Source organism: Rhodopseudomonas palustris (genome assembly GCF_007005445.1).
GTDB classification, from domain to species: Bacteria; Pseudomonadota; Alphaproteobacteria; order Rhizobiales; family Xanthobacteraceae; genus Rhodopseudomonas; species Rhodopseudomonas palustris_G.
Map to the genome: position 1 here is coordinate 3065063 of NZ_CP041387.1, position 20947 is coordinate 3086009.

Annotated in this window: 16 protein-coding genes; 10 read left to right on the forward strand and 6 right to left on the reverse strand. The window is 65.4% G+C overall.

Annotated features, from left to right (window positions below):
• Window positions 1-63: 63 nt before the first annotated feature.
• The 4 genes from pimC to FLL57_RS14060 all read right to left on the reverse strand — a co-directional run bounded on the left by pimC (window position 64) and on the right by FLL57_RS14060 (window position 6557).
• Complete coding sequence (pimC, locus tag FLL57_RS14045; RefSeq protein WP_013501403.1) at window positions 64-1254, reverse strand: pimeloyl-CoA dehydrogenase large subunit; 1191 nt, start codon at window positions 1252-1254, stop codon at window positions 64-66.
• 159 nt (window positions 1255-1413) lie between these two features.
• Window positions 1414-2601 (reverse strand): acetyl-CoA C-acyltransferase, encoded by a 1188-nt coding sequence (locus FLL57_RS14050; RefSeq protein WP_142883195.1) that lies wholly within the window; start codon window positions 2599-2601, stop codon window positions 1414-1416.
• 31 nt (window positions 2602-2632) lie between these two features.
• The gene (gene pimA / locus FLL57_RS14055; RefSeq protein ID WP_142883196.1) at window positions 2633-4291 is read right to left on the reverse strand and encodes a dicarboxylate--CoA ligase PimA; all 1659 of its coding nucleotides are present in this window, start codon (window positions 4289-4291) and stop codon (window positions 2633-2635) included.
• Between the two features lie 166 nt (window positions 4292-4457).
• Complete coding sequence (locus FLL57_RS14060; RefSeq protein ID WP_142883197.1) at window positions 4458-6557, reverse strand: 3-hydroxyacyl-CoA dehydrogenase NAD-binding domain-containing protein; 2100 nt, start codon at window positions 6555-6557, stop codon at window positions 4458-4460.
• Between the two features lie 131 nt (window positions 6558-6688).
• Between FLL57_RS14060 and FLL57_RS14065 the strand changes: the two genes are divergently transcribed.
• The 8 genes from FLL57_RS14065 to FLL57_RS14100 all read left to right on the forward strand — a co-directional run bounded on the left by FLL57_RS14065 (window position 6689) and on the right by FLL57_RS14100 (window position 15464).
• Window positions 6689-7555: an IclR family transcriptional regulator gene (locus tag FLL57_RS14065; RefSeq protein ID WP_013501399.1), complete on the forward strand. Its 867-nt coding sequence runs from the start codon at window positions 6689-6691 to the stop codon at window positions 7553-7555.
• 30 nt (window positions 7556-7585) lie between these two features.
• The gene (locus FLL57_RS14070; RefSeq protein WP_013501398.1) at window positions 7586-8386 is read left to right on the forward strand and encodes an ABC transporter ATP-binding protein; all 801 of its coding nucleotides are present in this window, start codon (window positions 7586-7588) and stop codon (window positions 8384-8386) included.
• Complete coding sequence (locus tag FLL57_RS14075) at window positions 8383-9096, forward strand: ABC transporter ATP-binding protein (RefSeq protein ID WP_013501397.1); 714 nt, start codon at window positions 8383-8385, stop codon at window positions 9094-9096. The genes FLL57_RS14070 and FLL57_RS14075 overlap by 4 nt, the downstream gene beginning before the upstream one ends.
• Window positions 9097-9107: 11 nt before the next feature.
• Entirely contained in the window at window positions 9108-9986 is an 879-nt protein-coding gene (locus FLL57_RS14080; RefSeq protein WP_013501396.1) for a branched-chain amino acid ABC transporter permease, read from the forward strand.
• Window positions 9987-9988: 2 nt separating this feature from the next.
• A complete protein-coding gene (locus tag FLL57_RS14085; RefSeq protein WP_142883198.1) occupies window positions 9989-11008 on the forward strand; it encodes a branched-chain amino acid ABC transporter permease in 1020 nt (339 codons plus the stop codon).
• Window positions 11009-11244: 236 nt separating this feature from the next.
• A complete protein-coding gene (locus FLL57_RS14090) occupies window positions 11245-12468 on the forward strand; it encodes an ABC transporter substrate-binding protein (RefSeq protein WP_142884217.1) in 1224 nt (407 codons plus the stop codon).
• A gap of 181 nt (window positions 12469-12649) precedes the next feature.
• The gene (locus tag FLL57_RS14095; RefSeq protein ID WP_142883199.1) at window positions 12650-13885 is read left to right on the forward strand and encodes an ABC transporter substrate-binding protein; all 1236 of its coding nucleotides are present in this window, start codon (window positions 12650-12652) and stop codon (window positions 13883-13885) included.
• Window positions 13886-14234: 349 nt separating this feature from the next.
• The gene (locus FLL57_RS14100) at window positions 14235-15464 is read left to right on the forward strand and encodes an ABC transporter substrate-binding protein (RefSeq protein WP_142883200.1); all 1230 of its coding nucleotides are present in this window, start codon (window positions 14235-14237) and stop codon (window positions 15462-15464) included.
• Window positions 15465-15553: 89 nt separating this feature from the next.
• Here the strand turns inward: FLL57_RS14100 and FLL57_RS14105 are convergent, their stop codons facing one another.
• Window positions 15554-16054 (reverse strand): ferritin-like domain-containing protein, encoded by a 501-nt coding sequence (locus FLL57_RS14105; RefSeq protein WP_013501391.1) that lies wholly within the window; start codon window positions 16052-16054, stop codon window positions 15554-15556.
• Window positions 16055-16303: 249 nt separating this feature from the next.
• Between FLL57_RS14105 and FLL57_RS14110 the strand changes: the two genes are divergently transcribed.
• Window positions 16304-17353, forward strand: a complete 1050-nt coding sequence (locus FLL57_RS14110; protein ID WP_142883201.1) for a transporter — start codon at window positions 16304-16306, stop codon at window positions 17351-17353.
• Between the two features lie 94 nt (window positions 17354-17447).
• Window positions 17448-19538 (forward strand): carbohydrate porin, encoded by a 2091-nt coding sequence (locus tag FLL57_RS14115; RefSeq protein WP_235677143.1) that lies wholly within the window; start codon window positions 17448-17450, stop codon window positions 19536-19538.
• A gap of 142 nt (window positions 19539-19680) precedes the next feature.
• On the opposite strand, the gene FLL57_RS14125 is transcribed toward FLL57_RS14115, so the two are convergent.
• Window positions 19681-20853, reverse strand: a complete 1173-nt coding sequence (locus tag FLL57_RS14125; protein WP_142883203.1) for a M20 aminoacylase family protein — start codon at window positions 20851-20853, stop codon at window positions 19681-19683.
• Window positions 20854-20947: the final 94 nt, after the last annotated feature.

Consider the following 20947-nt stretch of genomic DNA (forward strand, 5'->3'; position numbering starts at 1 on the left):
GCTGCGCAATCCGACCTCTCCCCGCGCGCGGGGAGAGGTTTAGGAGACGCTTCGCTGAGCCGCTTACAGCCCGAGCACCGCCTTGCAGATGATGTTGCGCTGAATCTCGTTGGAGCCGCCGTAGATCGAGACCTTGCGGTTGTTGAAGTAGCCGGGGGCGATCTGGGCGGTCCAATCCATCGTCTCGTTCGAGTCGTCGTCGCCGTGGACGTCGTAGGGCGCGGCGAATGGGCCGATCACTTCCATCAGCAGCTCGGTTGTCGCCTGCTGGATCTCGGAGCCCTTGATCTTCAGCACCGACGAAGCCGGGTTCGGCTTCCCCTTGCCGTGCTTGCCTTCATCGGCGACGACGCGGAGCTGGGTGAGCTCGAGCGCCTTCAGCTCGATCTCGACCGCGGAGAGCCGGTCGCGGAACTTGGGATCCTCGATCACCGGCTTGCCGCCGGACTCAACCTGGGCGGCGAGCTGCTTGATGCGGCGGATGCGCTCCTTCGACATGCCGACGCGGGCGATGCCGGTGCGCTCGTTGCCTAGCAGGAACTTGGCGTAGTCCCAGCCCTTGTTCTCCTGGCCGACCAGATTCTCCAGCGGCACCTCGACGTCGTCGAAGAACACTTCGTTGACTTCGTGGCTGCCGTCGATGGTCTGGATCGGACGGACGGTGATGCCCTTGGTCTTCATGTCGACCAGGATGAAGGAGATGCCTTCCTGCTTCTTGGCGGCCGGATCGGTGCGGCACAGGCAGAAGATCCAGTCGGCGTGCTGCGCCAGCGTGGTCCAGGTCTTCTGGCCGTTGATAATCCACTTGTCGCCCTTCTTCTCGGCCTTGGTCTTGAGCGACGCGAGGTCGGAGCCCGAGCCCGGCTCGGAGAAGCCCTGGCACCACCAGTCGTCGACATTGGCGATCCGCGGCAGGAAGCGCTTCTTCTGCTCCTCGCTGCCGAAGGTGTAGATCACCGGGCCGACCATCGAGACGCCGAAGGCGAGCGGCTGCGGCGCGGGCGCTGCCTGCAGCTCCTCATTGAAGATGTAGTGCTGCACGCTGCTCCAGCCGGTGCCGCCGTATTCCTTCGGCCAGTGCGTCACCGCCCAGCCCTTCTTGTTGAGGATGCGGTACCACTCGACCATTTCTTCCTTGGTGTTGTGGCGGCCTTCGATCAGTTTCTGCCGCGTCTTGGCCGGCACGTTGTCCTTGAAGAACTGCCGCACCTCGTCGCGGAACGCGATTTCTTCCTTGCTGAAGTTCAGATCCATCGGATCCTCCTTGGGTCGAATTCGTCTACGAAACTATCATTCGTCATTCCGGAGCGCGAAGCGCGAACCCGGAATCTCGAGCTGTTGAGTGGTGCCGCAGCAACATCAGGATTCCGGGTTCGCGAGCCGCGCTCGCGCCCCGGAATGACTCCGTGAGGCTTACTGCACGATCTCGAACAGGCCGGCGGAGCCCATGCCGCCGCCGACGCACATCGTCACCACCGCATACTTCACCTTGCGGCGGCGGCCTTCAATCAGCGCGTGACCGGCCAGGCGCGCGCCCGACATGCCGTAGGGATGGCCAACCGAGATCGCGCCGCCGTTGACGTTGAGCTTCTCCGGATCGATGCCGAGCTTGTCGCGGCAATACAGCACCTGCACCGCGAAGGCTTCGTTCAGCTCCCACAGGCCGATATCGTCGACGCTGAGGCCGTGGCGTTTCAGCAGGCGCGGCACCGCGAAGACCGGGCCGATGCCCATCTCGTCCGGCTCGCAGCCGTAGGAGACCATGCCGCGGAAGATGCCGAGCGGCTTGAGGCCCTTCGCGGCCGCGGTCTTGTCGCTCATGATCACCGTGGCCGAGGCGCCGTCGGAGAGCTGGCTGGCGTTGCCGGCCGTGATGGTGAAGCCTTCGCCGCGCACGGCCTTCAGGCCGGCGAGGCCTTCGGCGGAGGTATCCGGCCGCGGACCTTCGTCCTGGGACAGGGTGATGTCCTTGAACGACACCGCTCCGGTGGCCTTGTCGACCACGCCCATCTTGGTCGAGATCGGCGCGATTTCGTCGTTGAACTTGCCGCCCTGCTGCGCCGCCGCGGTGCGGCGCTGGCTTTCCAGCGAATACTCGTCCTGGCGCTCGCGCGAGATGCCGTAACGCTTCGCCACGGTTTCGGCGGTGTCGAGCATCGCCATGTAGACGTCACCCTTCATCGCTTCGAGCGCCGGATCGACGGCGTGGAAGGTGTTCATCTTGTCGTTCTGCACCAAGCTGATCGACTCGCCACCGCCGCCGACCGCGATCTCGACGCCGTCGAAGATCACCGAACGGGCGGCGAGCGCGATCGCCTGCAGGCCGGAGGCGCACTGGCGGTCGATGGTGGTACCGGCGGTGGTCACCGGCATGCCGGCGCGCAGCAGCGCCTTGCGGGCGATGTTGCCGCCGGTGGCGCCCTGCTGCAGCGCCGCACCCATCACCACATCCTCGACCTCCTTCGGGTCGATGCCGGCGCGCTTCACCGCGTGCTCGATGGCGTGGCCGAGCAGCGTGGCGCCCTCGGTTGCGTTGAGAGCGCCGCGATACGCCTTGCCGATCGGCGTGCGCGCGGTTGAAACGATAACGGCCTCGTTCATATGCAGGCTCCTGCGGGGTTGCTGTTACGAATTACTTGGTCTGTGTCTTGGTGGTGGTCTGCTGGCTGCGCAGTTCATGGCGGGACAGTTTGCCCACCGTGGTGCGCGGCAGTTCGTCGAGAAACTCCACGGCGGTCGGCAGCTCATGCTTGCCGAGCTTGCCGGTGAGGAAGGCACGAAGCTCGTCGATGCTGAACGGCTGCGCCCCGTCGCGCAGCTTGACGAAGGCTTTCGCAGCTTCGCCGCGGTAATCGTCCGGTATGCCGATCACGATCACCTCCTGCACCGCCGGGTGTTCGTAGATCGCCTGCTCGATCATCTGCGGATAGACGTTGAAGCCGCCGGAGATGATCATGTCCTTCTTGCGATCCACCAGGAAGAAGTAGCCATCCTGGTCCATGTAACCGATGTCGCCGGTGAGAAACCAGTCGCCGACGAAACTGTGGGCGGCCTCTTCAGGGCGATTCCAATAACCCTTGGTGACGTTCGGGCCACGAACCCGGATCTCGCCGACCTCGCCGGGCCTCAGCACCCTGGAGGTGTCGTCGAGCGCGACGACGTCGAGTTCGATCCCCGGCAGCATCAGCCCGATCGACCCCGGCTTGTCCGGACCTTCCGGCGGATGGCCGGTGCCGGGCGAACAGGTCTCGGTCATGCCCCAGCCGCTCTTGAGCGACAGCCCGGTCTTGCGCTGGAACAGCCGTGCGACTTCGACCGGCAGCGGCGCACCGCCGGAGCCGGCAGTGACGAGCGACGACAGATCGCGCTTCTCCAGCGACGGATCGTTGGCGAGCGCGATCCACATCGTCGGCACGCCCGGGAACGAGGTGGCGCGCTTCTCCTCGATGTCGCGGAAGATCGAGGCGACGTCGAAGCGCTGGTGCAGCGAGATCAGATCGCCCTGGCGCAGGCAGCGAAACAGGATCACGGTGAGCGCGTAGATGTGGAACAGCGGAAGCACGCAGATCACGCGCTCGATCACGCCCTCGCGCCGACTCGGCGCCCACCAGATGCTGAAGATCGCTTCGGCCGCGGTGAGATTGCCGTGGGTCAGCATCGCACCCTTGGGCAGGCCGGTGGTGCCGCCGGTGTATTGCAGCAGCGCGATGTCGTCGGGCGTGACGGTCGGCCACGCCATCGGCTTCAGGGCGTCCTTGACGAAGTCGGCGTAAGTGGTGACCCGCGGATCGTCCGGCAGCGGAGCCAGCGGCGTGCCGGACTCGCCCCACGCCGCATCGGCGCAGACGATCAGGCGATCGAGCAGCCCCTTCTCCAGGAACTTCTGCGCCATCGGCAGCAGCGCCGCGGAATTGGTGGTGATCAGCACCCGTGCGCCGGAATCGGTGAGCTTGTGCGACAGCGCCCGCTCACCGTCGAGCGGAGACAGATGCACCACGCGGGCGCCGGCCTTCAGCGCGCCGAAGAAATTGATCGGATGGTCCGGCGTGTTGCCGAGAAACAGCGCGACCGAGGAGTTGCGGTCGTAGCCGGCGGCGAGCAGCGCGGACGCGGCGGTCTCGGCCATCGCTTCGAGCTTGGTGTAGGTGATCTGCCGGTCGCGGAATTCCAGCGCCGGGCGCGAGCCATAGTTCTTCGCCGCCTGCGCCAGCAGATCGACCAGCGTGCCGCGCGGAATCGGCACGTCCCAGCGGATACCAGGGGGATAGAACTGTTCGCCGGGTTTGGACATGCCACCAACCATTGCTGAATGAACTAAGGATTGTTCCGAAGCGAGGCGAGCGTACCTCCCCTCCCCCTTGCGGGGAGGGGTAGGGGGTGGGGGGTCCACGACGACAGCCTATCCCTCGTGTCGCCCTCACCCCGGCCCTCTCCCGCAAGCGGGAGAGGGAGAGCGATCACGCCGCAGCCTTGGACGGCTGGCCGATCGACGCGAAGGTCTTGCCTTCGTCGGCGAGCTTCTTCAGCAGCGGGGCCGGCTCCAGCGACGGATCGTTGGTGGCCTTGGCGTAAGCCGACAGCCGCTCGGCGATGTGCTTGAGGCCGACCGAGTCGGCGTAGTGCATCGGGCCGCCGCGATAGATCGGCCAGCCGTAGCCGTACAGCCAGACCACGTCGATGTCGCTCGGACGCGCCGCGATCTTCTCTTCGAGAATGCGGGCACCCTCGTTGATCATCGGGTAAACCATCCGCTCGAGGATCTCCGCGTCGGTGATGTCGCGTCGCTTGAGGCCGAGCTTGGCCAGCGTGTCGTTGATCAGCGTCTCGACTTCCGGATCGGGCATCGGGGCGCGCGAACCGGCTTCGTACTTGTAGTAGCCCTTGCCGGTCTTCTGGCCGAAGCGGCCGGCTTCGCACAGCGCGTCCGCGATCTCCGACTTGATGCCGCGGTCCTTGCGCGACCGCCAGCCGATGTCGAGGCCGGCGAGATCGCCCATCGCAAACGGGCCCATCGGCATGCCGAACTTGGTGACGACGGCGTCAACCTGCTGCGGCAGCGCGCCTTCGAACAGCAGCTTCTCGGACTGCTTGGAGCGGGCCGCCAACATGCGATTGCCGACGAAGCCGTCGCAGACGCCGACCACGACCGGCACCTTGGCGATCTTCTTGGCGATCGACACCGCGGTGAGCAACGCGTCCGGCGCGGTCTTGGCGCCGCGCACGATCTCGCACAGCTTCATCACGTTGGCCGGCGAGAAGAAGTGCATGCCGAGCACGTCCTGCGGACGCTTGGTGACCGCGGCGATGTCGTCGATCGACAGATACGAGGTATTCGACGCCAGCACCGCGCCCGGCTTGGCGTGGGCGTCGATCGCGGTGAACACTTCCTTCTTCACCGCCATGGTTTCGAACACCGCCTCGATGATCAGGTCGGCATCCTTGACGTTCTCGAGGCCGACCACCCCGGTGATCAGCGCCATGCGCTTGGCCGGCGCGTCCGGCGGCAGGCCGCCGCGTGCTGCGGTGGCTTCCCAGTTCTTCTGCATGATGCCGAGGCCGCGCTTGAGCTGCTCCTCGCCGGTCTCGATCAGCGTCACCGGGATGCCCGCATTGGCGAACGACATCGCGATGCCGCCGCCCATCGTGCCGGCGCCGATGATCGCCACGCGCGACACCGGGCGCGGCTTGGTGCCGTCCGGCACGCCGTCGACCTTGGCGGCTTCACGCTCGGCGAAGAACGCGTAGCGCTGCGCCTTCGACTGATCGGACACGACGAGCTTCATGAAGCCCTCGCGCTCCTTCTTCAGCCCCTCTTCGAACGGCAGATCGATCGCGGCGCCGATCGCGTCGGCGCAGGCGAACGGCGCTTCGAGGCCGCGCGCCTTCTTGGTCATCGCCGCAACCGCATTGGTGAAGATCGAGCGATCGGCCTTGGCAGCAGCGAGCTTGGAATCATCGTCGCGCAGCCGGCGGGTCGGGCGCTTCTCGGCCACCACCTTCTTGGCGAACGCGACCGCGCCCGCGACCAGATTCTCGACGATCTCTTCGACCAGACCATGCTTGAGCGCTTCAGCAGCGCCGATCGGGCTGCCGCCGACGATCATCTGCACGGCGAGCTCAGGACCGACCGCGCGCGGCAGGCGCTGGGTGCCGCCGGCACCAGGCAACAGGCCGAGCTTGACCTCGGGAAGACCGAGCTTGGCCTCCTTCACGGCGACGCGGAAATGGCAGCCGAGCGCGACTTCGAGACCGCCGCCGAGCGCGGTGCCGTGGATCGCCGCAATCGTCGGCTTCGGCGAATTCTCCAGCGCGGCGATGACGTCGTTGAGCGCCGGCGGCTGCGGCGGCTTGCCGAATTCGGTGATGTCGGCGCCGGCGATGAAGGTGCGGCCCGCGCACACCAGCACGATCGCCTGCACGGCGGGATCGGCAACGGCGGCGTTGACGTTTTCCAGAATGCCGCGGCGAACAGCCGCACTGAGCGCATTGACCGGCGGACTGTCGACCGTGACGATCGCGACCTGATCCTGCGTTGCGCGTGTGACGACTTCGCTCATGCCGTTCTCCTTGGGTTTGCGTTTCTTGGTTGATTTCGCACTGCGAAAATTAATTCCACATCTTGACATCGAGGGTTATTTTGAAGAGCGTCGATTGTCAACGACGTCCATAAATCAAAAGCCGTGCAGGGATGAAACGTCCAGCCAAGAAATCCGCCACCGACCGCAGTTTCGTCGTCGCTCTGGCGCGCGGACTGGAGGTGCTGCGCGCGTTCGGCCCCAACGACGGATTGCTCGGCAATCAGGAACTGGCGGCGCGCACCAAATTGCCCAAGCCGACGATCTCGCGGCTGACCTACACGCTGACCAAACTCGGCTATCTCACGCAGGTGCCCCGGTTCGAGAAGTATCAACTCGCACCGGCCGCGATGTCGCTCGGCTATGCGGCCGTCGCCAATCTCGGGCTACGACATCTGTCGCAGCCGTTCCGCGACGAATTGATGCAGCAGACCGGCGGTGCCGTGGCGGTCGGCGCGCGTGATCGCCTCAGCATGATCTATGTCGGCCAGGCGCGATCGAGCCTCACCGTGGGCGTGCAACTGGACGTCGGTTCGCGGATTCCGATCGCCACCACGGCGATGGGACGCGCGTATTTGTGTGCACTGCCGAATGAAGAACGCGCGATTCTGATGAGGGAAATGCGCGAGCACTACGGCAGCCGGTGGCCGCGCATCAAAGAAGGGATCGAGCGCTCGGAAGAAATGGTGGAAAAGCGCGGCTTTGCGATTTCGGTCGGCGAATGGCAAGACGACGTCCATGCAGCAGGCGTTGCGATGACTTTGAACGACGGCACCGGGACCTACGCGTTCAACTGCGGCGCACCGGCATTCCGTTTCACGGAAGAGCGACTGATCAACGATATTGGACCTCGCCTCGTGGCGATGGTAAGGAAAATCGAAGCGGCGCTCGGGGGAGTAGCTGCGCCGCAACCAAGAAAATCCGATAACAAAAGAACAAAAGGAGGGAAAGTTGCGCGTGTCGTCGAGGGGATCAGGTAGCAGGTCGCTACCTCGGCCGGGCCGCTGCAAATGATGCAGGCTCAGGTTTCGTCTTCCGCGTCGCCGCTTCTCGCGGTGCGCGACGTCAGCGTCGTGTTCGGTGGCATCGTCGCCCTGAACGGCATTTCATTCAACATGCACAAGGGACAGATCCTCGGTCTGATCGGCCCGAACGGCGCCGGCAAGACCACGCTGTTCAACTGCCTGTCCCGGCTGTATCAGCCGAGCAAGGGCGACATCCTGCTGGAAGGCGAGAGCATTCTCACCCGCCCGCCGCATCGCATCGCCGAAGTCGGCATCGGCCGCACCTTCCAGAACGTCGCGCTGTTTCCCAACATGTCGGTGATCGACAACGTGCGCGTCGGCGCGCATTGCCGCACCAACAGCGACATCGTTTCGGATTCGCTGCGGATGCCGTGGATCCGCAGCTCCGAGAAGGTGCTCAACAAGCGCGTCGACGACATCCTCGGCTATCTCGAACTGCGCAGCGTCGCCCACACCACCGTGTCGGGCCTGCCGTTCGGCACCCAGAAGCGCGTCGAGCTGGCGCGCGCGCTCGCCGCCGAGCCGAAGATCCTGCTGCTCGACGAACCCGCCGGCGGCCTCAATCACGAGGAAGTCTACATCCTCGGCGACCTGGTCCGCCGCATCCGCGACGATCGCGGCATCACCGTGCTGCTGGTCGAGCACCACATGGGGATGGTGATGTCGACCGCCGACTACGTGGTCGCGCTCAATTTCGGCCGCAAGCTCGCAGAGGGGACGCCGACGCAGGTGCAGAACGACCCGGATGTGATCAAAGCCTATCTGGGGAGCAAGGACGAACAATGACCGCGATGCTCAACGTTCGCGACCTGCGCGCCTATTACGGCCAGGTCCAGGCGCTGCACGGGCTCGAATTCGACCTGCACGAAGGCAGCCTCACCACCCTGCTCGGCGCCAACGGTGCCGGCAAGACCACCACACTGCGGGCGATCTGCAACATGGTGCGCTCGACCGGCGCGATCGAGTTCGAGGGCAAGGCCATCAACAAGAGCTCGACGGAGTCCATCGTCAAGCTCGGGATCGCCCACGTCCCGCAGGGACGCGGCACCTTCACCACCATGACGGTGGAGGAGAATCTTCAGCTCGGCGCCATCAGCCGCAAGGACACCAAGGCGATCGCCTCGGACATCGAGCGGATGTACGCGCACTTCCCGGTGCTGAAGCAGCGCCACACCCAGCAGGCCGGCACGCTGTCCGGCGGCGAGCAGCAGATGCTCGCGGTCGCCCGCGCGCTGATGCTGCGGCCGCGGCTGATGCTGCTGGACGAACCCTCGTTCGGCCTCGCGCCGCTGATCGTGCGGGATCTGTTCAAGATCCTCGGCAAGATCAACCGCGAGGACAAGGTCACCATCCTGGTGGTCGAACAGAACGCCCAGCTCGCGCTCGAACTCGCCGACAAGGCGTATGTGATCGAGACCGGCCGGATCGTGATGTCCGGCAGTGCGGAGGAGATCGCCAGCAACGAAGACGTCCGCAAATCTTATCTGGGCTACTGAGGAGACCCGCCATGGATCTGTTTCTGAACCAAATCCTGGCTGGCATCGCCACCGGGGCGATCTACGCCTGCATGGCGCTCGCCGTCGTGATGATCTACCAGGCGATCGACCACCTCAACTTCGCCCAGGGCGAAATGGCGATGTTCTCCACCTTCGTCGCCTGGCAGTTGATGCAATGGGGCGTGCCGTATTGGGGCGCGTTCGTGCTGACGCTGGCGTTCTCGTTCGCAGGCGGCATCGTGATCGAGCGCGCGCTGTTCAAGCCGCTCGGCAACGCGCCGGTGCTGACGCACGTCGCCGGCTTCATCGCGCTGTTCGCGATCATCAACTCGGTCGCAGGCCTGACCTGGGACTTCACCATCAAGCAGTTCCCCTCGCCGTTCGGCTCCTCGCCGTTCCTCGGCAGCCAGTTGATCTCGACCCACCAGGCCGGGATGATCGGCGTGACGATCGTGCTGCTGATCCTGCTGTTTCTGTTCTTCCAGTACACCCGGATCGGTCTGGCGATGCGGGCGGCTGCGGCACAGCCGGAATCCGCGCGGCTCGTCGGCGTCAACACCTCGTGGATGATCGCGCTCGGCTGGGGCATGGCGGCCGCGATCGGCTCGATCGCCGGCATGCTGATCGCTCCGGTGGTGTTCCTGGAGCCCAACATGATGGGCGGCGTTCTGATCTACGGCTTCGCGGCTGCGGTGCTCGGCGGCTTGTCCAGCCCGTTCGGCGCGGTGGTCGGCGGCTTCCTGGTCGGCGTGTTCGAGAATCTCGCCGGCACCTACATTCCGGGTGTCGGTAACGAACTCAAGCTGCCGATCGCGCTTGCACTGATCGTCACCGTTCTCGTCGTGAAACCCACTGGCCTGTTCGGCCGCACCATCGTCAAGCGAGTCTGAACATGAGCGCACTGCAGGAAATCGTCAACGATACACAGCCGGTCGAGACCACGCCGAAGAAGTACATGGCGCTCGGCACCACCGCTTCGGTCGTGGTTGTGCTGTTGCTGTGTCTCGCCCCGCTGTTCGCCAAGAACTTCATCATCTTCCAGATGACGATGGTGCTGATCTACGCCATCGCCGTCCTGGCACTCAACATCCTGACCGGCGGTTCCGGCCAGTTCTCGCTCGGCCAGAGCGCGTTTTACGCGGTCGGCGCCTACACTTCGGCCATCCTGATGGAGAACTTCGGCGTCAACTACGCGTTGACGCTGCCGATCTCCGGAGCGATCTGCTTCATCTGCGGCTATCTGTTCGGCCTGCCCGCGCTGCGGCTGTCCGGCATCTATCTGGCGCTCGCGACATTCGCGCTCGCCACCGCGATGCCGCAGCTCCTGAAGCTGCACTATTTCGAGCATTGGACAGGCGGCGTGCAGGGTCTGGTGATCACCAAGCCCGACGCGCCGTTCGGCCTGCCGATGTCGCAGGATATGTGGCTGTACTACTTCGTGCTGGTGGTCTCGATGGTGATCTATGTCGCCTCGGTCAACCTGCTGAAGTCGCGCTCGGGCCGGGCCATGATGGCGATCCGCGACAACGAAATCGCCGCTTCGGCGATGGGCGTGGACGTGGCGCGCTACAAGACCCTGGCGTTCGGCATCTCTGCCGGCATCACCGGCGTCGCCGGCGGCCTCGGCGCCATCGCGGTGCAGTTCGTCGCGCCGGACAGCTACACCATCCAGCTCGCAATCGCGCTGTTCCTCGGCATGGTGGTCGGCGGCGTCGGCTGGCTGCCCGGTTCGATCGTCGGCGCGGCGTTCATCGTGTTCGTGCCGAACATCGCCGAGGAGTTCTCCAAGGGTCTGTCGGGCGCGGTGTTCGGCGTGATCCTGGTGCTGATCATCTTCCTGCTGCCGCACGGCTCGCGGCAGATCGCCTACACGGTGCAGAACTGGGTGCACAAACTCGGCCGGCGGGCATAACCCGCCCGCACCGCCCACTCCCGGCCCCTCGCGACCCGATCGCGAGGGGCCTTTTCTTTGCCTCTCCTTTGGCCGTTCTCGCCGGCCGCGAGCGTCGGCCCGCCTCTGCGCCGCCGGCGGGGCTGTTGCCCGATCGGAGGGTGTCGCGCCGGCCGGCGCGGGCGTATGCAGGGCAGTACCGAGACGCACGCACGCCGCGCGCCGCCCACGACCCCGATCGAGCCATGTCCCTCAATATGCCCTGCCGCTGGCGCCGACGCGCGTTGTTGGCTTTGTCCGCCGCTACCCTCGCCCTCGCCTCACCGGCACTGGCCGGCGGAAGCGCCGCCGGCACCGACGACCGCGTCATCCGAATTGGCAATCTGATGCCGTATTCCGGGCCGGCTTCGGCCTATTCGATCGTCGGCCGGATCGAACAGGCGTATTTCAGGATGATCAACGATCAGGGCGGCATCAACGGCCGCCAGATCGCATTCATCTCCTATGACGACGGCTACAACCCGGCCAAGGCGGTCGAACAGGTCCGCAAGCTGGTCGAGCGCGACGAGGTCCTGCTGGTGTTCAGCGCGATGGGCACACCGTCGAACGCCGCGATCCAGAAATATCTCAACGCCAAACAGGTGCCGCAATTGTTCGCCGCCACAGGCGCCACCCGGTTCGGCGATCCCAAGGCGTTTCCCTGGACGATGGGCTGGCAGCCACCCTACCAGACCGAGGGGCGGGTCTACGCCAAGTACATTCTCGCGACCCGCCCGCAGGGCCGGATCGCGGTGCTGTACCAGAACGACGACCTCGGCCGCGACATGCTCAGAGGCCTCAAGGACGGGCTCGGCGATCGGGCAGCATCGATGATCGCGCTGGAGGAGAGCTACGAAGTCACAGAACCGTCCGCGGACAATCACATTGCCCGGATGAAGGCGTCCGGTGCCGACGTGTTCGTCTCGATCACCACGCCGAAATTCGCCGCCCAGAGTATCCGGGCCGCCGCCACGCTGGACTGGCATCCGCTGTATGTGCAGACCCTGGTGTCGGCCTCGATCGCCGCGGTGCTCCGCCCCGCCGGGCTCGACGCATCGCAGGGGCTGGTGTCGGCCGCCTACAACAAGGACGCCGCCGATCCGCAATGGCGAGACGACGCAGGCATGAGACGGTTCCATGCCTTCCTCGACGCCTACGCGCCGGACGTCGACCGCGGCGACAACTCGGTGGTTTACGGCTACGGCGCAGCGCAATGCCTGGTCGAAGTGCTGCGCCGCGCCGGCGACGATCTCAGCCGCGCCAACATCATGAAGCAGGCCGCCAGCCTCGAAGGCTACGCGCCCGACACGCTGCTCCCCGGCATCACCATCAACACCGCAGCGGACGACTTCCATCCGATCGAGCAACTGCGGATGATGCGGTTTTCCGGCGATCATTGGGAACTTTTCGGTCCGGTGATCGGCGGCGAACTACGCAACTAAGCGGCGCCTCGCCGCAGGCTTCGGACATCGACGGCATCGTCGGGGCCGCAGGATAGGGCCACTTGCCGCAGCGCGGCTGCAACCGCCGCCTTTTGGTTGCTGCGCCCGCGAGAAACGTGTTCAATCGGCTCCGGACCTCGAAGTCCACAAGAAGAATCGAAAATCCCAAGGAGCCTTCTTAATGCCCACCTTCCGTTCGCGCGCGCTCGCCGCCTCGGCAGCCGTCGCCGTCAGTTTCGCCGCATTCACCGGCACTGCCCTCGCACAGAAGAAGTACGACACCGGGGCGTCCGACACCGAGATCAAGATCGGCAATATCATCCCCTATTCGGGCCCGGCATCGGCCTACGGCACCATCGGCAAGACCGAGGAAGCCTACTTCCGGATGGTCAACGACAAGGGCGGCATCAACGGCCGCAAAATCAACTTCATCAGCTACGACGACGCCTACTCGCCGCCGAAGGCCGTCGAGCAGGTCCGCAAGCTGGTCGAAAGCGACGAAGTTCTGGCGGTGTTCAATCCGCTCGGCACGCCGTCCAACACCGCCATTCAGAAATATCTCAACGCCAAGAAGGTACCGCAACTGTTCGTCGCCACCGGCGCCACCAAGTGGAACGATCCGAAGGGCTTCCCGTGGACGATCGGCTGGCAGCCCTCCTACCAGAGCGAAGCGCAGATCTACGCCAAATACATCATGAAGGAGAAGCCCGACGCCAAGGTGGCGATTCTCTATCAGAACGACGACTTCGGCAAAGACTACCTGAAGGGCACCAAGGACGGGTTCGGCGCCAAGGGTGCGTCGATGATCATCGCCGAGGAAGCCTACGAGATTTCGGCCCCGACGATCGACAGCCATATCGTCAAGCTGCGCTCGCTCAATCCCGACGTACTGTTGATCTACACCACCCCGAAATTCGGCGCGCAGACCATCCGCAAGACCGCCGAACTCGGCTGGAAGCCGATGCAGATCCTCACCAACGTCTCCGCCTCCGTCGGCAGCGTGATGCAGCCCGCCGGCTTCGACAACGCCCAGGGTGTGCTGTCGGCCAACTACGCCAAGGATCCGACCGATCCGCAATGGGACAACGATCCGAGGTTCAAGAACTGGCACGCCTTCGTCGACAAATACATGCCGGGCGCCAACAAGGCCGACGGCAACCTGGTGTACGGCTACGGCGTCGCCCAGACTCTGCACAAGGTGCTGGAAATGTGCGGCGACAACCTGACCCGCGAAAACCTGATGAAGCAGGCCGCCAGCCTAAAGGACTTCGAGACGGACACGCTGCTGCCCGGCATCAAGATCAACACGTCGGCGACCGATTTCGCTCCGATCAGCCAGCTTCAGATGATGCGTTTCAAGGGCGACAAATGGGAGCTGTTCGGCGACATCATCTCGGCCGACGCCGCGACGAACTGATCGCACGGTCACGGACGGCCTCCGTCCGAACCAGCCCCCGGCAAGCGATTGCCGGGGGCTTTTGTTTGCCCGGCCGGCGAATCGGCCGGGCGGAATTCGCGCATCCGCGCCACAACCGCCGCGGGCGGTTGCAGCGCATCAAGACCGGACACGACAGCGCGACCCAGGTAGTTCTACCTGGGTGTTAGTCTGTAATCAGCTACTTCGCAATGCAGCAATTCGATTGCGACTATTCTGTCGCCGGCTGCTGCTTGCTGGCGACGCGGAGAAGGTGTTGAATGTCGACAAAGGGCCGGCAAGAGCCCGCAATCGACACAACAATCATACATCCAAGAAAAGGGAGTTCGAAATGCCATCACTCCGTTCGCACGCGGCTGCGCTATCCGCGGCACTCCTCGTCAGCTTCGCAGCCTCGAGCGGCGCGCTCGCGCAGAAGAAATACGATCCCGGCGTGAGCGATACCGAGATCAAGATCGGCAACATCATGCCCTACAGCGGACCGGCCTCCGCCTACGGCGTGATCGGCCGCACCGAAGCCGCCTATTTCAAGATGATCAACGACAAGGGCGGCATCAACGGGCGCAAGATCAACTTCATCAGCTACGACGACGCCTATTCGCCGCCGAAGACGGTGGAGCAGGCACGCAAGTTGGTCGAGAGCGATGAAGTTCTGCTGATCTTCAATTCGCTCGGTACACCGCCGAATTCGGCGATCCACAAATACATGAACAGCAAGAAGGTACCGCAACTGTTCGTCGCCACCGGCGCGACCAAATGGAACGATCCGAAGAATTTCCCGTGGACGATGGGCTGGCAGCCGAACTACCAGAGCGAAACCCAGATCTACGCCAAGTACATCCTCAAGGAGATGCCGAACGCGAAGATCGCGGTGCTGTATCAGAACGACGACTACGGCAAGGATTATCTGAAGGGCCTCGAGGACGGGCTCGGCGCCAAGGGCGCGTCGATGATCGTCATCAAGGAAGCCTACGAGATCTCGACGCCGACGATCGACAGCCACATCGTCAAGCTGAAGTCGATCGGCGCGGACGTCTTCATCAACATCACCACGCCGAAATTCGCCGCCCAGGCGATCAAGAAGATGGGGGAGATCGGCTGGAAGCCGACCCACTTCCTCAACAACGTGTCGGCCTCGGTCGGCAGCGTGATCAAGCCGGCGGGTTATGAAAACGCCCAGGGCGTCATCTCGGCGGCGTATCTGAAGGACGTCTCCGACGAGCAGTGGAAGGACGACGCCGGTATGAAGGAGTTCCTCGCCTTCATGGACAAGGAGTTCCCGGAGGGCAACAAGCTCGATGGCGGCACTGTGGTCGGCTACGGCGTCGCCCAGACGCTGGTCGAGGTGCTGAAGAAGTGCGGCGACAACCTCACCCGCGAAAACGTCATGAAGCAGGCCGCCAGCCTGAAGGACTATCGCACCGAAGTGCTGCTGCCGGGCATCAAGATCAACACCTCGGCGACCGACTTCGCGCCGGTCAGCCAGTTGCAGCTGATGCGCTTCAAGGGCGAGAAGTGGGAGCTGTTCGGCGACGTCATCAGCGCCGACGTCGGCGGCTGAGACTGACGGACGATCACGCAGAAGCCCCGGGCGGCAGCGCCCGGGGCTTCGTCGTTCCGATCCGCCGATAGCCTGCGAAATGCCGCCGCTTACGCCGCCGCCTCGTAATTGACCTCGCTCTCGGCCAGCTTCGAGAGAGTCTGGTCGGTGGTCTTTTCCTGCTGCAGTGTCTGGTCGATCAGCCGGACCGCATCCTTCATGCCGAGCAGGCCGGCCCAGGTCTTCAGCGTGCCGTAGCGGGAGATCTCGTAATGTTCGACCGCCTGGGCGGCTGCGAGCAGGCCGGCATCGAGCGCCTCGGTGCCCTTGTACTCGTCCATGATCTCCTTACCCTCGTCGATGATCCCGAGTATGGCGTCGCAGGTCTTGCCGCGGGCCGGCTTCTCGAGCAGTTCGAACACCTGCTCCAGCCGCTCGATCTGGCCTTCGGTTTCGGCGACGTGCTTCTCGAACGCCGCCCGCAGCTTGTCCGAGGTGGCGGCCTTCGCCATCTTCGGCAGCGCCTTCAGGATCTGCTTCTCGGCGAAATAGATGTCCTTCAAGGTGTCGAGGAACAGGTCGTTGAGGTCCTTGTCTTTGGTCGCGGCCATCTTGGTGAACTCCGTCGGGTGAATGAGGTAGGGCGCTGTCAGTCCACCCGCCCAACGCGACCTTCAGGCAATTGTTCCTGGTGTTCGCGGCGCCCGGCGCTGTCATCCCACCGTCAAATCGCCGAGGCAAAATCGTCATTCGTACGTGCAGGATGACGAGAATGAACCACGGCAGCCGCCCCGCCTCCCCCATCGCCGCGACGCCGCCCCGGTGCACCGGCGTGCTGCGTTCGGTCTGATTGCGCAGCGATGCCGCCCGTGCTGCCGCTCGCGGGCGATGTCCGCTTCAGTGTCCCCGCCGCAGAACCCGCGGCCGGCGGCGCCTCGGCGCATCCGATGGTGCCCGGGCTGATCTGGGCGTTCCGGATCGGCCCCGACGGGGTCGCACAGGCGAGGCCTGACGGCGTATTGCCACTCGAACCGCACGACGGCTGGACCTGGCTACATCTCGATCTCACCGACACCCGCGCGCTGCATTGGATCGGCGGCACCGAGCTGCCGCCGCCGGCCAAGGCCTTGCTGCAGGCCGCGGACGCCTATCAGCAGATCCACAATGTCGGCGGCTGCGTGTACGGGGCGATCGCCGATCTCGGCCGCGACATCGACGAAATCACCGAGGACATCGGCCTGCTGCGCTTCGCTATGACCGAGCATCTGGTGATCACCGGACGTCACCAGCCGCTCGGCGCGGTCGATGAGGCGCGGCGGGCGCTGGAGACCGGCCATCGGGTCGAGAGCTGTGCCGGGCTGTTCGACATGATCGTCCACAACGTCGCCGAGGCGATCGAAGCGATCGCCGACGACATGGCGCAGGCGCTCGACCGGCTCGAGGAGAAGCTCTTGACCGACGACACCGACGAGCTGCGCCAGGGCCTCGGCCGGCTGCGCCGCAGTTGCGTGCGGCTGCATCGGCATCTATCCGGCCTGCGCGTGCTGCTGCATCGGTTCGACCGCGACGGCGCCGAACTCGCTCCGCGGCTGCGGCCGTGCGCCGGCAAGCTGGCGCAGCGGCTCGACGGGCTCGACCATTCGGTGGTCGAGATGCGCGAGCGCAGCCGGTTGTTGCAGGAAGAGCTGCATCTGCAGATCGAGGAGCAGGGCAACAGCAGCCTGCGGGTGCTGTCGGTGCTGACCGCACTGCTGCTGCCCCCGACACTCGTCACCGGCATGTTCGGGATGAACCTGCACGGCCTGCCGTTCGCCGAGGACGCCGGCGGCTTTGTCTGGGCGATCGTGATCATGCTGCTGTCGTCGATCGTCGCCTATGTGGTGATGAAGCGCTTCGGTCTGATCAGGTAGTCAGCCGCCTGTGCCCCTCCTGCTTGCCGGCGTGTCGCAAGCCTGCCCCAGGCCGGGCTGTGGCCCGGCAGCTACGCCGCCGCGAAATCTGACGATGGCTCCGATCGGCGGCACCGGTGTTCCGATCGCTGTGATACGGGACGCCAACTCGAAGACCTGGACGACCGACCGCGTGCAAACCAACCTGCTGTTGCCACTCCTCGCTGCCACCACGATCTGCACCGCCCCTGCGGCGGCGGCCGATCTCGTGCGCACAGCACCGCTCGCGCCGCGCGCGGTGTTCGATTGGAGCGGGTTCTATATCGGCGCACATTTCAGCGCGGTCGCCGGTCACTCCAACTGGAGCTCCGCCCCGGCCGGCGGCAGCGGTTCGATCGATCTGTTCGATGCGTTTCAGTTGTTCAAAGGCACCGGCAGCTACGTGGTCGGGCTGCAGGCCGGCTACAATTGGATGCTGCCGTCGCGCTGGCTGATCGGCGTCGAGGCCGACCTCAATTCGCCGAACACCCTCGGCGGCAATACCGGCAATACCCTGCCGTCGGGCACGGTCGGCGGGCACGATCATCAGGCGCTGCTCGGCGGCACCGTGCGCGGCCGTCTCGGCTACGCGCTGGGCGGCTGGCTGCCCTACGTCACCGCCGGCTTCGCCTGGAGCTACGACCGGCTGCGCTGGCCGCCGGATCCCGCGCTCGCGCAGCAGGAGACCGCGCTGCTGTGGCGCCTCGGCTGGTCCGCGGGCGCCGGCATCGACCTGCCGCTGTCACCGGCCTGGAGCGCGCGGGCCGAATATCTGGCGACCGGGTTCGGTAACGGTACGGTCAGCTTTCCGATCGCCGGCGAGCGCGTCACCTCCGACGTGCTGACTCATGCAGTCCGCCTCGGCCTGAACTATCGGCTCGGTGACGACATCGCCAAGACGGATGTCTTCACCAAGGGCATCGAGGCGCTGGAGCTGGAGCGGTTCGCGGTGCACGGCCAGAGCACCCTCACCTGGCAATACGCCCCCGGATTCCGCTCGCCCTATCTCGGCGCCAACAGCCTGAAGCCGAACCAGGCACGCCAGACCTTCGACGCCACGCTCTACGTCGGCGCCAGACTGTGGGACGGCGCCGAATTCTGGATCAATCCGGAGATCAACCAGGGCTTCGGCCTCAGCGGCACCTTCGGCGTCGCGGCGTTTCCGAGCGCGGAGTCGTACAAGGTCGGCGCCGACTATCCGTATGCGCGGGTGCCGCGCTACTTCGTCCGGCAGACGCTCGACCTCGGCGGCCCGGTCGAAACCGTGCAGGGCGGGCCCAACCAGTTCGCCGGCAAGCAGACCGCCGACCGCATCGTGATCACCGCCGGCAAGTTCTCGGTCGCCGACATCTTCGACGTCAACAAATACGCCCACGACCCCCGCGTCGACTTCCTCAACTGGGGCCTTGCCGACGCCCTGACCTTCGACTACGCGGCCGACGCCTGGGCGTTCACCTACGGCACCTCGGTCGAGTGGTACGCCGGCGCCTGGACGGTGCGCGCCGGCGTGTTCGATCTGCCGGTGACGCCCAACAACACCGACCTCGATCCCGCGTTCGGCCAGTTCCAGCTTGTCGGCGAGCTCGAACATCGCCACGAGCTGTGGGGCCTTGCCGGCAAGGTGCTGGTCACCGGCTTCCTCAACCGCGCCCGGCTCGGCAATTTCAACGACGCGGTCCGCGCCGCGCAGGCGACCGGCACCACGCCGAGCATCGCCGACGTCCGCCGCTACACCTCCAAGACCGGTCTGTCCGCCAGCCTCGAGCAGCAGCTCACCACCGACATCGGCATGTTCGCCCGCGCCGGCTTCAGCAGCCCCAATCTCGAGACCAACGCCTTCACCGATTCCGATCGCACGGTGTCGGCCGGGCTGTCGCTATCGGGGCGGATGTGGGGCCGCGAGGGCGACACGGTCGGGCTCGGCGGCTTGCTCAACCACATCTCGGCGTCGCGGATCGCTTATCTCGACGCCGGCGGCCTGACGGCGATCATCGGCGACGGCCGGCTACCCAATCCCGGCGACGAGAAGGTGTTCGAAGCCTATTACAGCCTGCCGCTGTATTCCTGGCGGCTGACCGCGGACTATCAGTTCATCGCCAACCCGGCGTTCAACCGCGACCGCGGCCCGGTGCACCTGATCGCGACGCGACTGCGCACGCAGTTCTAGCTACGGTGATGAGATTCCGTCATGGCCGGGCTCGTCCCGGCCATCCACGTCCTTCGTGCGGTGATGTCCGCAAAGACGTGGATGCCCGGCACAAGGCCGGGCATGACGGAGGTTTTGCGCGAATTCGAGGCGACGCTGAGCGTCACGCCGCAAGCTGGGTCTCCACCAGCCGGACCCAATACGAGGTGCCGTACACGATCGCCTCGTCGTTGAAGTCGTAGGCCGGGTGATGCAGCCCGGCGCTGTCGCCGTTGCCGATGAACACGAACGCGCCCGGCCGCTTCTCAAGCATGTAGGCGAAGTCCTCGGCGCCCATCAGCGGCGGCAGCGGCATCACGTTGGCCTCGCCGGCGACCTCGCGCGCGATCTGGATCGCGACATCGGTCTCCGCCAGATGATTGACCAGCACCGGATAGCCGCGCTCGTAGGTCAGATCGATCCTGGTGCCGGTCACCTGCGCGACGCCGGCCACCACGTCGCGCACGCGCTGCTCGATCATGTCGCGCACCTCGGCGGTCATCGTCCGCACCGTGCCCTTCAGCTCGGCGAATTGCGGGATCACGTTGCGGGCGTTGCCGGCGTGGAACTCGCACATCGACAGCACCGCGGCTTCGAACGGATCGACGTTGCGCGACACGATGCCCTGCAGCGCGGTGATCAGTTGCGCACCGGCCAGCACCGGATCGACGCACAGATGCGGCCGCGCCGCATGACCGCCATGACCTTCGATGCGGATGTCGATGGCGTCGGTCGCCGCCATGACCGGGCCCGGGCTGATCGCGAACGCGCCGACCGGAATGCCGGGGCCGTTGTGCATGCCGTAGACCTGCTCGATGCCGAACCGCTCCATCAGGCCGTCGTCGATCATCGCCGCGGCGCCGGCACCGCCCTCCTCGGCCGGCTGGAAGATCATCACCGCATCGCCGGCGAAGTTGCGGGTTTCGGCGAGATAGCGCGCGGCGCCGAGCAGCATCGCGGTGTGGCCGTCGTGGCCGCAGGCGTGCATCTTGCCCGGCACCTTCGAGGCGTAAGGCAGTCCGGTCGCCTCCATGATCGGCAGCGCGTCCATGTCGGCGCGCAGCCCGATCGCCTTGAGATCGCCGGTGCCGGCCGGGCGAGCGCCGCGAATCACACCGACCACACCGGTGCGGCCGAGCCCGGTGACCACCTCGTCGCAGCCGAATTCGCGCAACCGCTCGGCGACGAACGCCGCGGTGCCGTCGACGTCGTACATCAGCTCCGGCTGCTGATGCAGCGTGCGGCGCCAGGCCGCGATGTCGGGCTGCAGATCGGCGACACGGTTGATCACGGGCATGAGGCGGTGCGGCTCCAGTTGTCCAAGCCAGCAGGCTAACCGGCCCGTTCCGCTCCGGCAACTGTACAGCGCCGACCCGCGGCGCTAAGCCTCT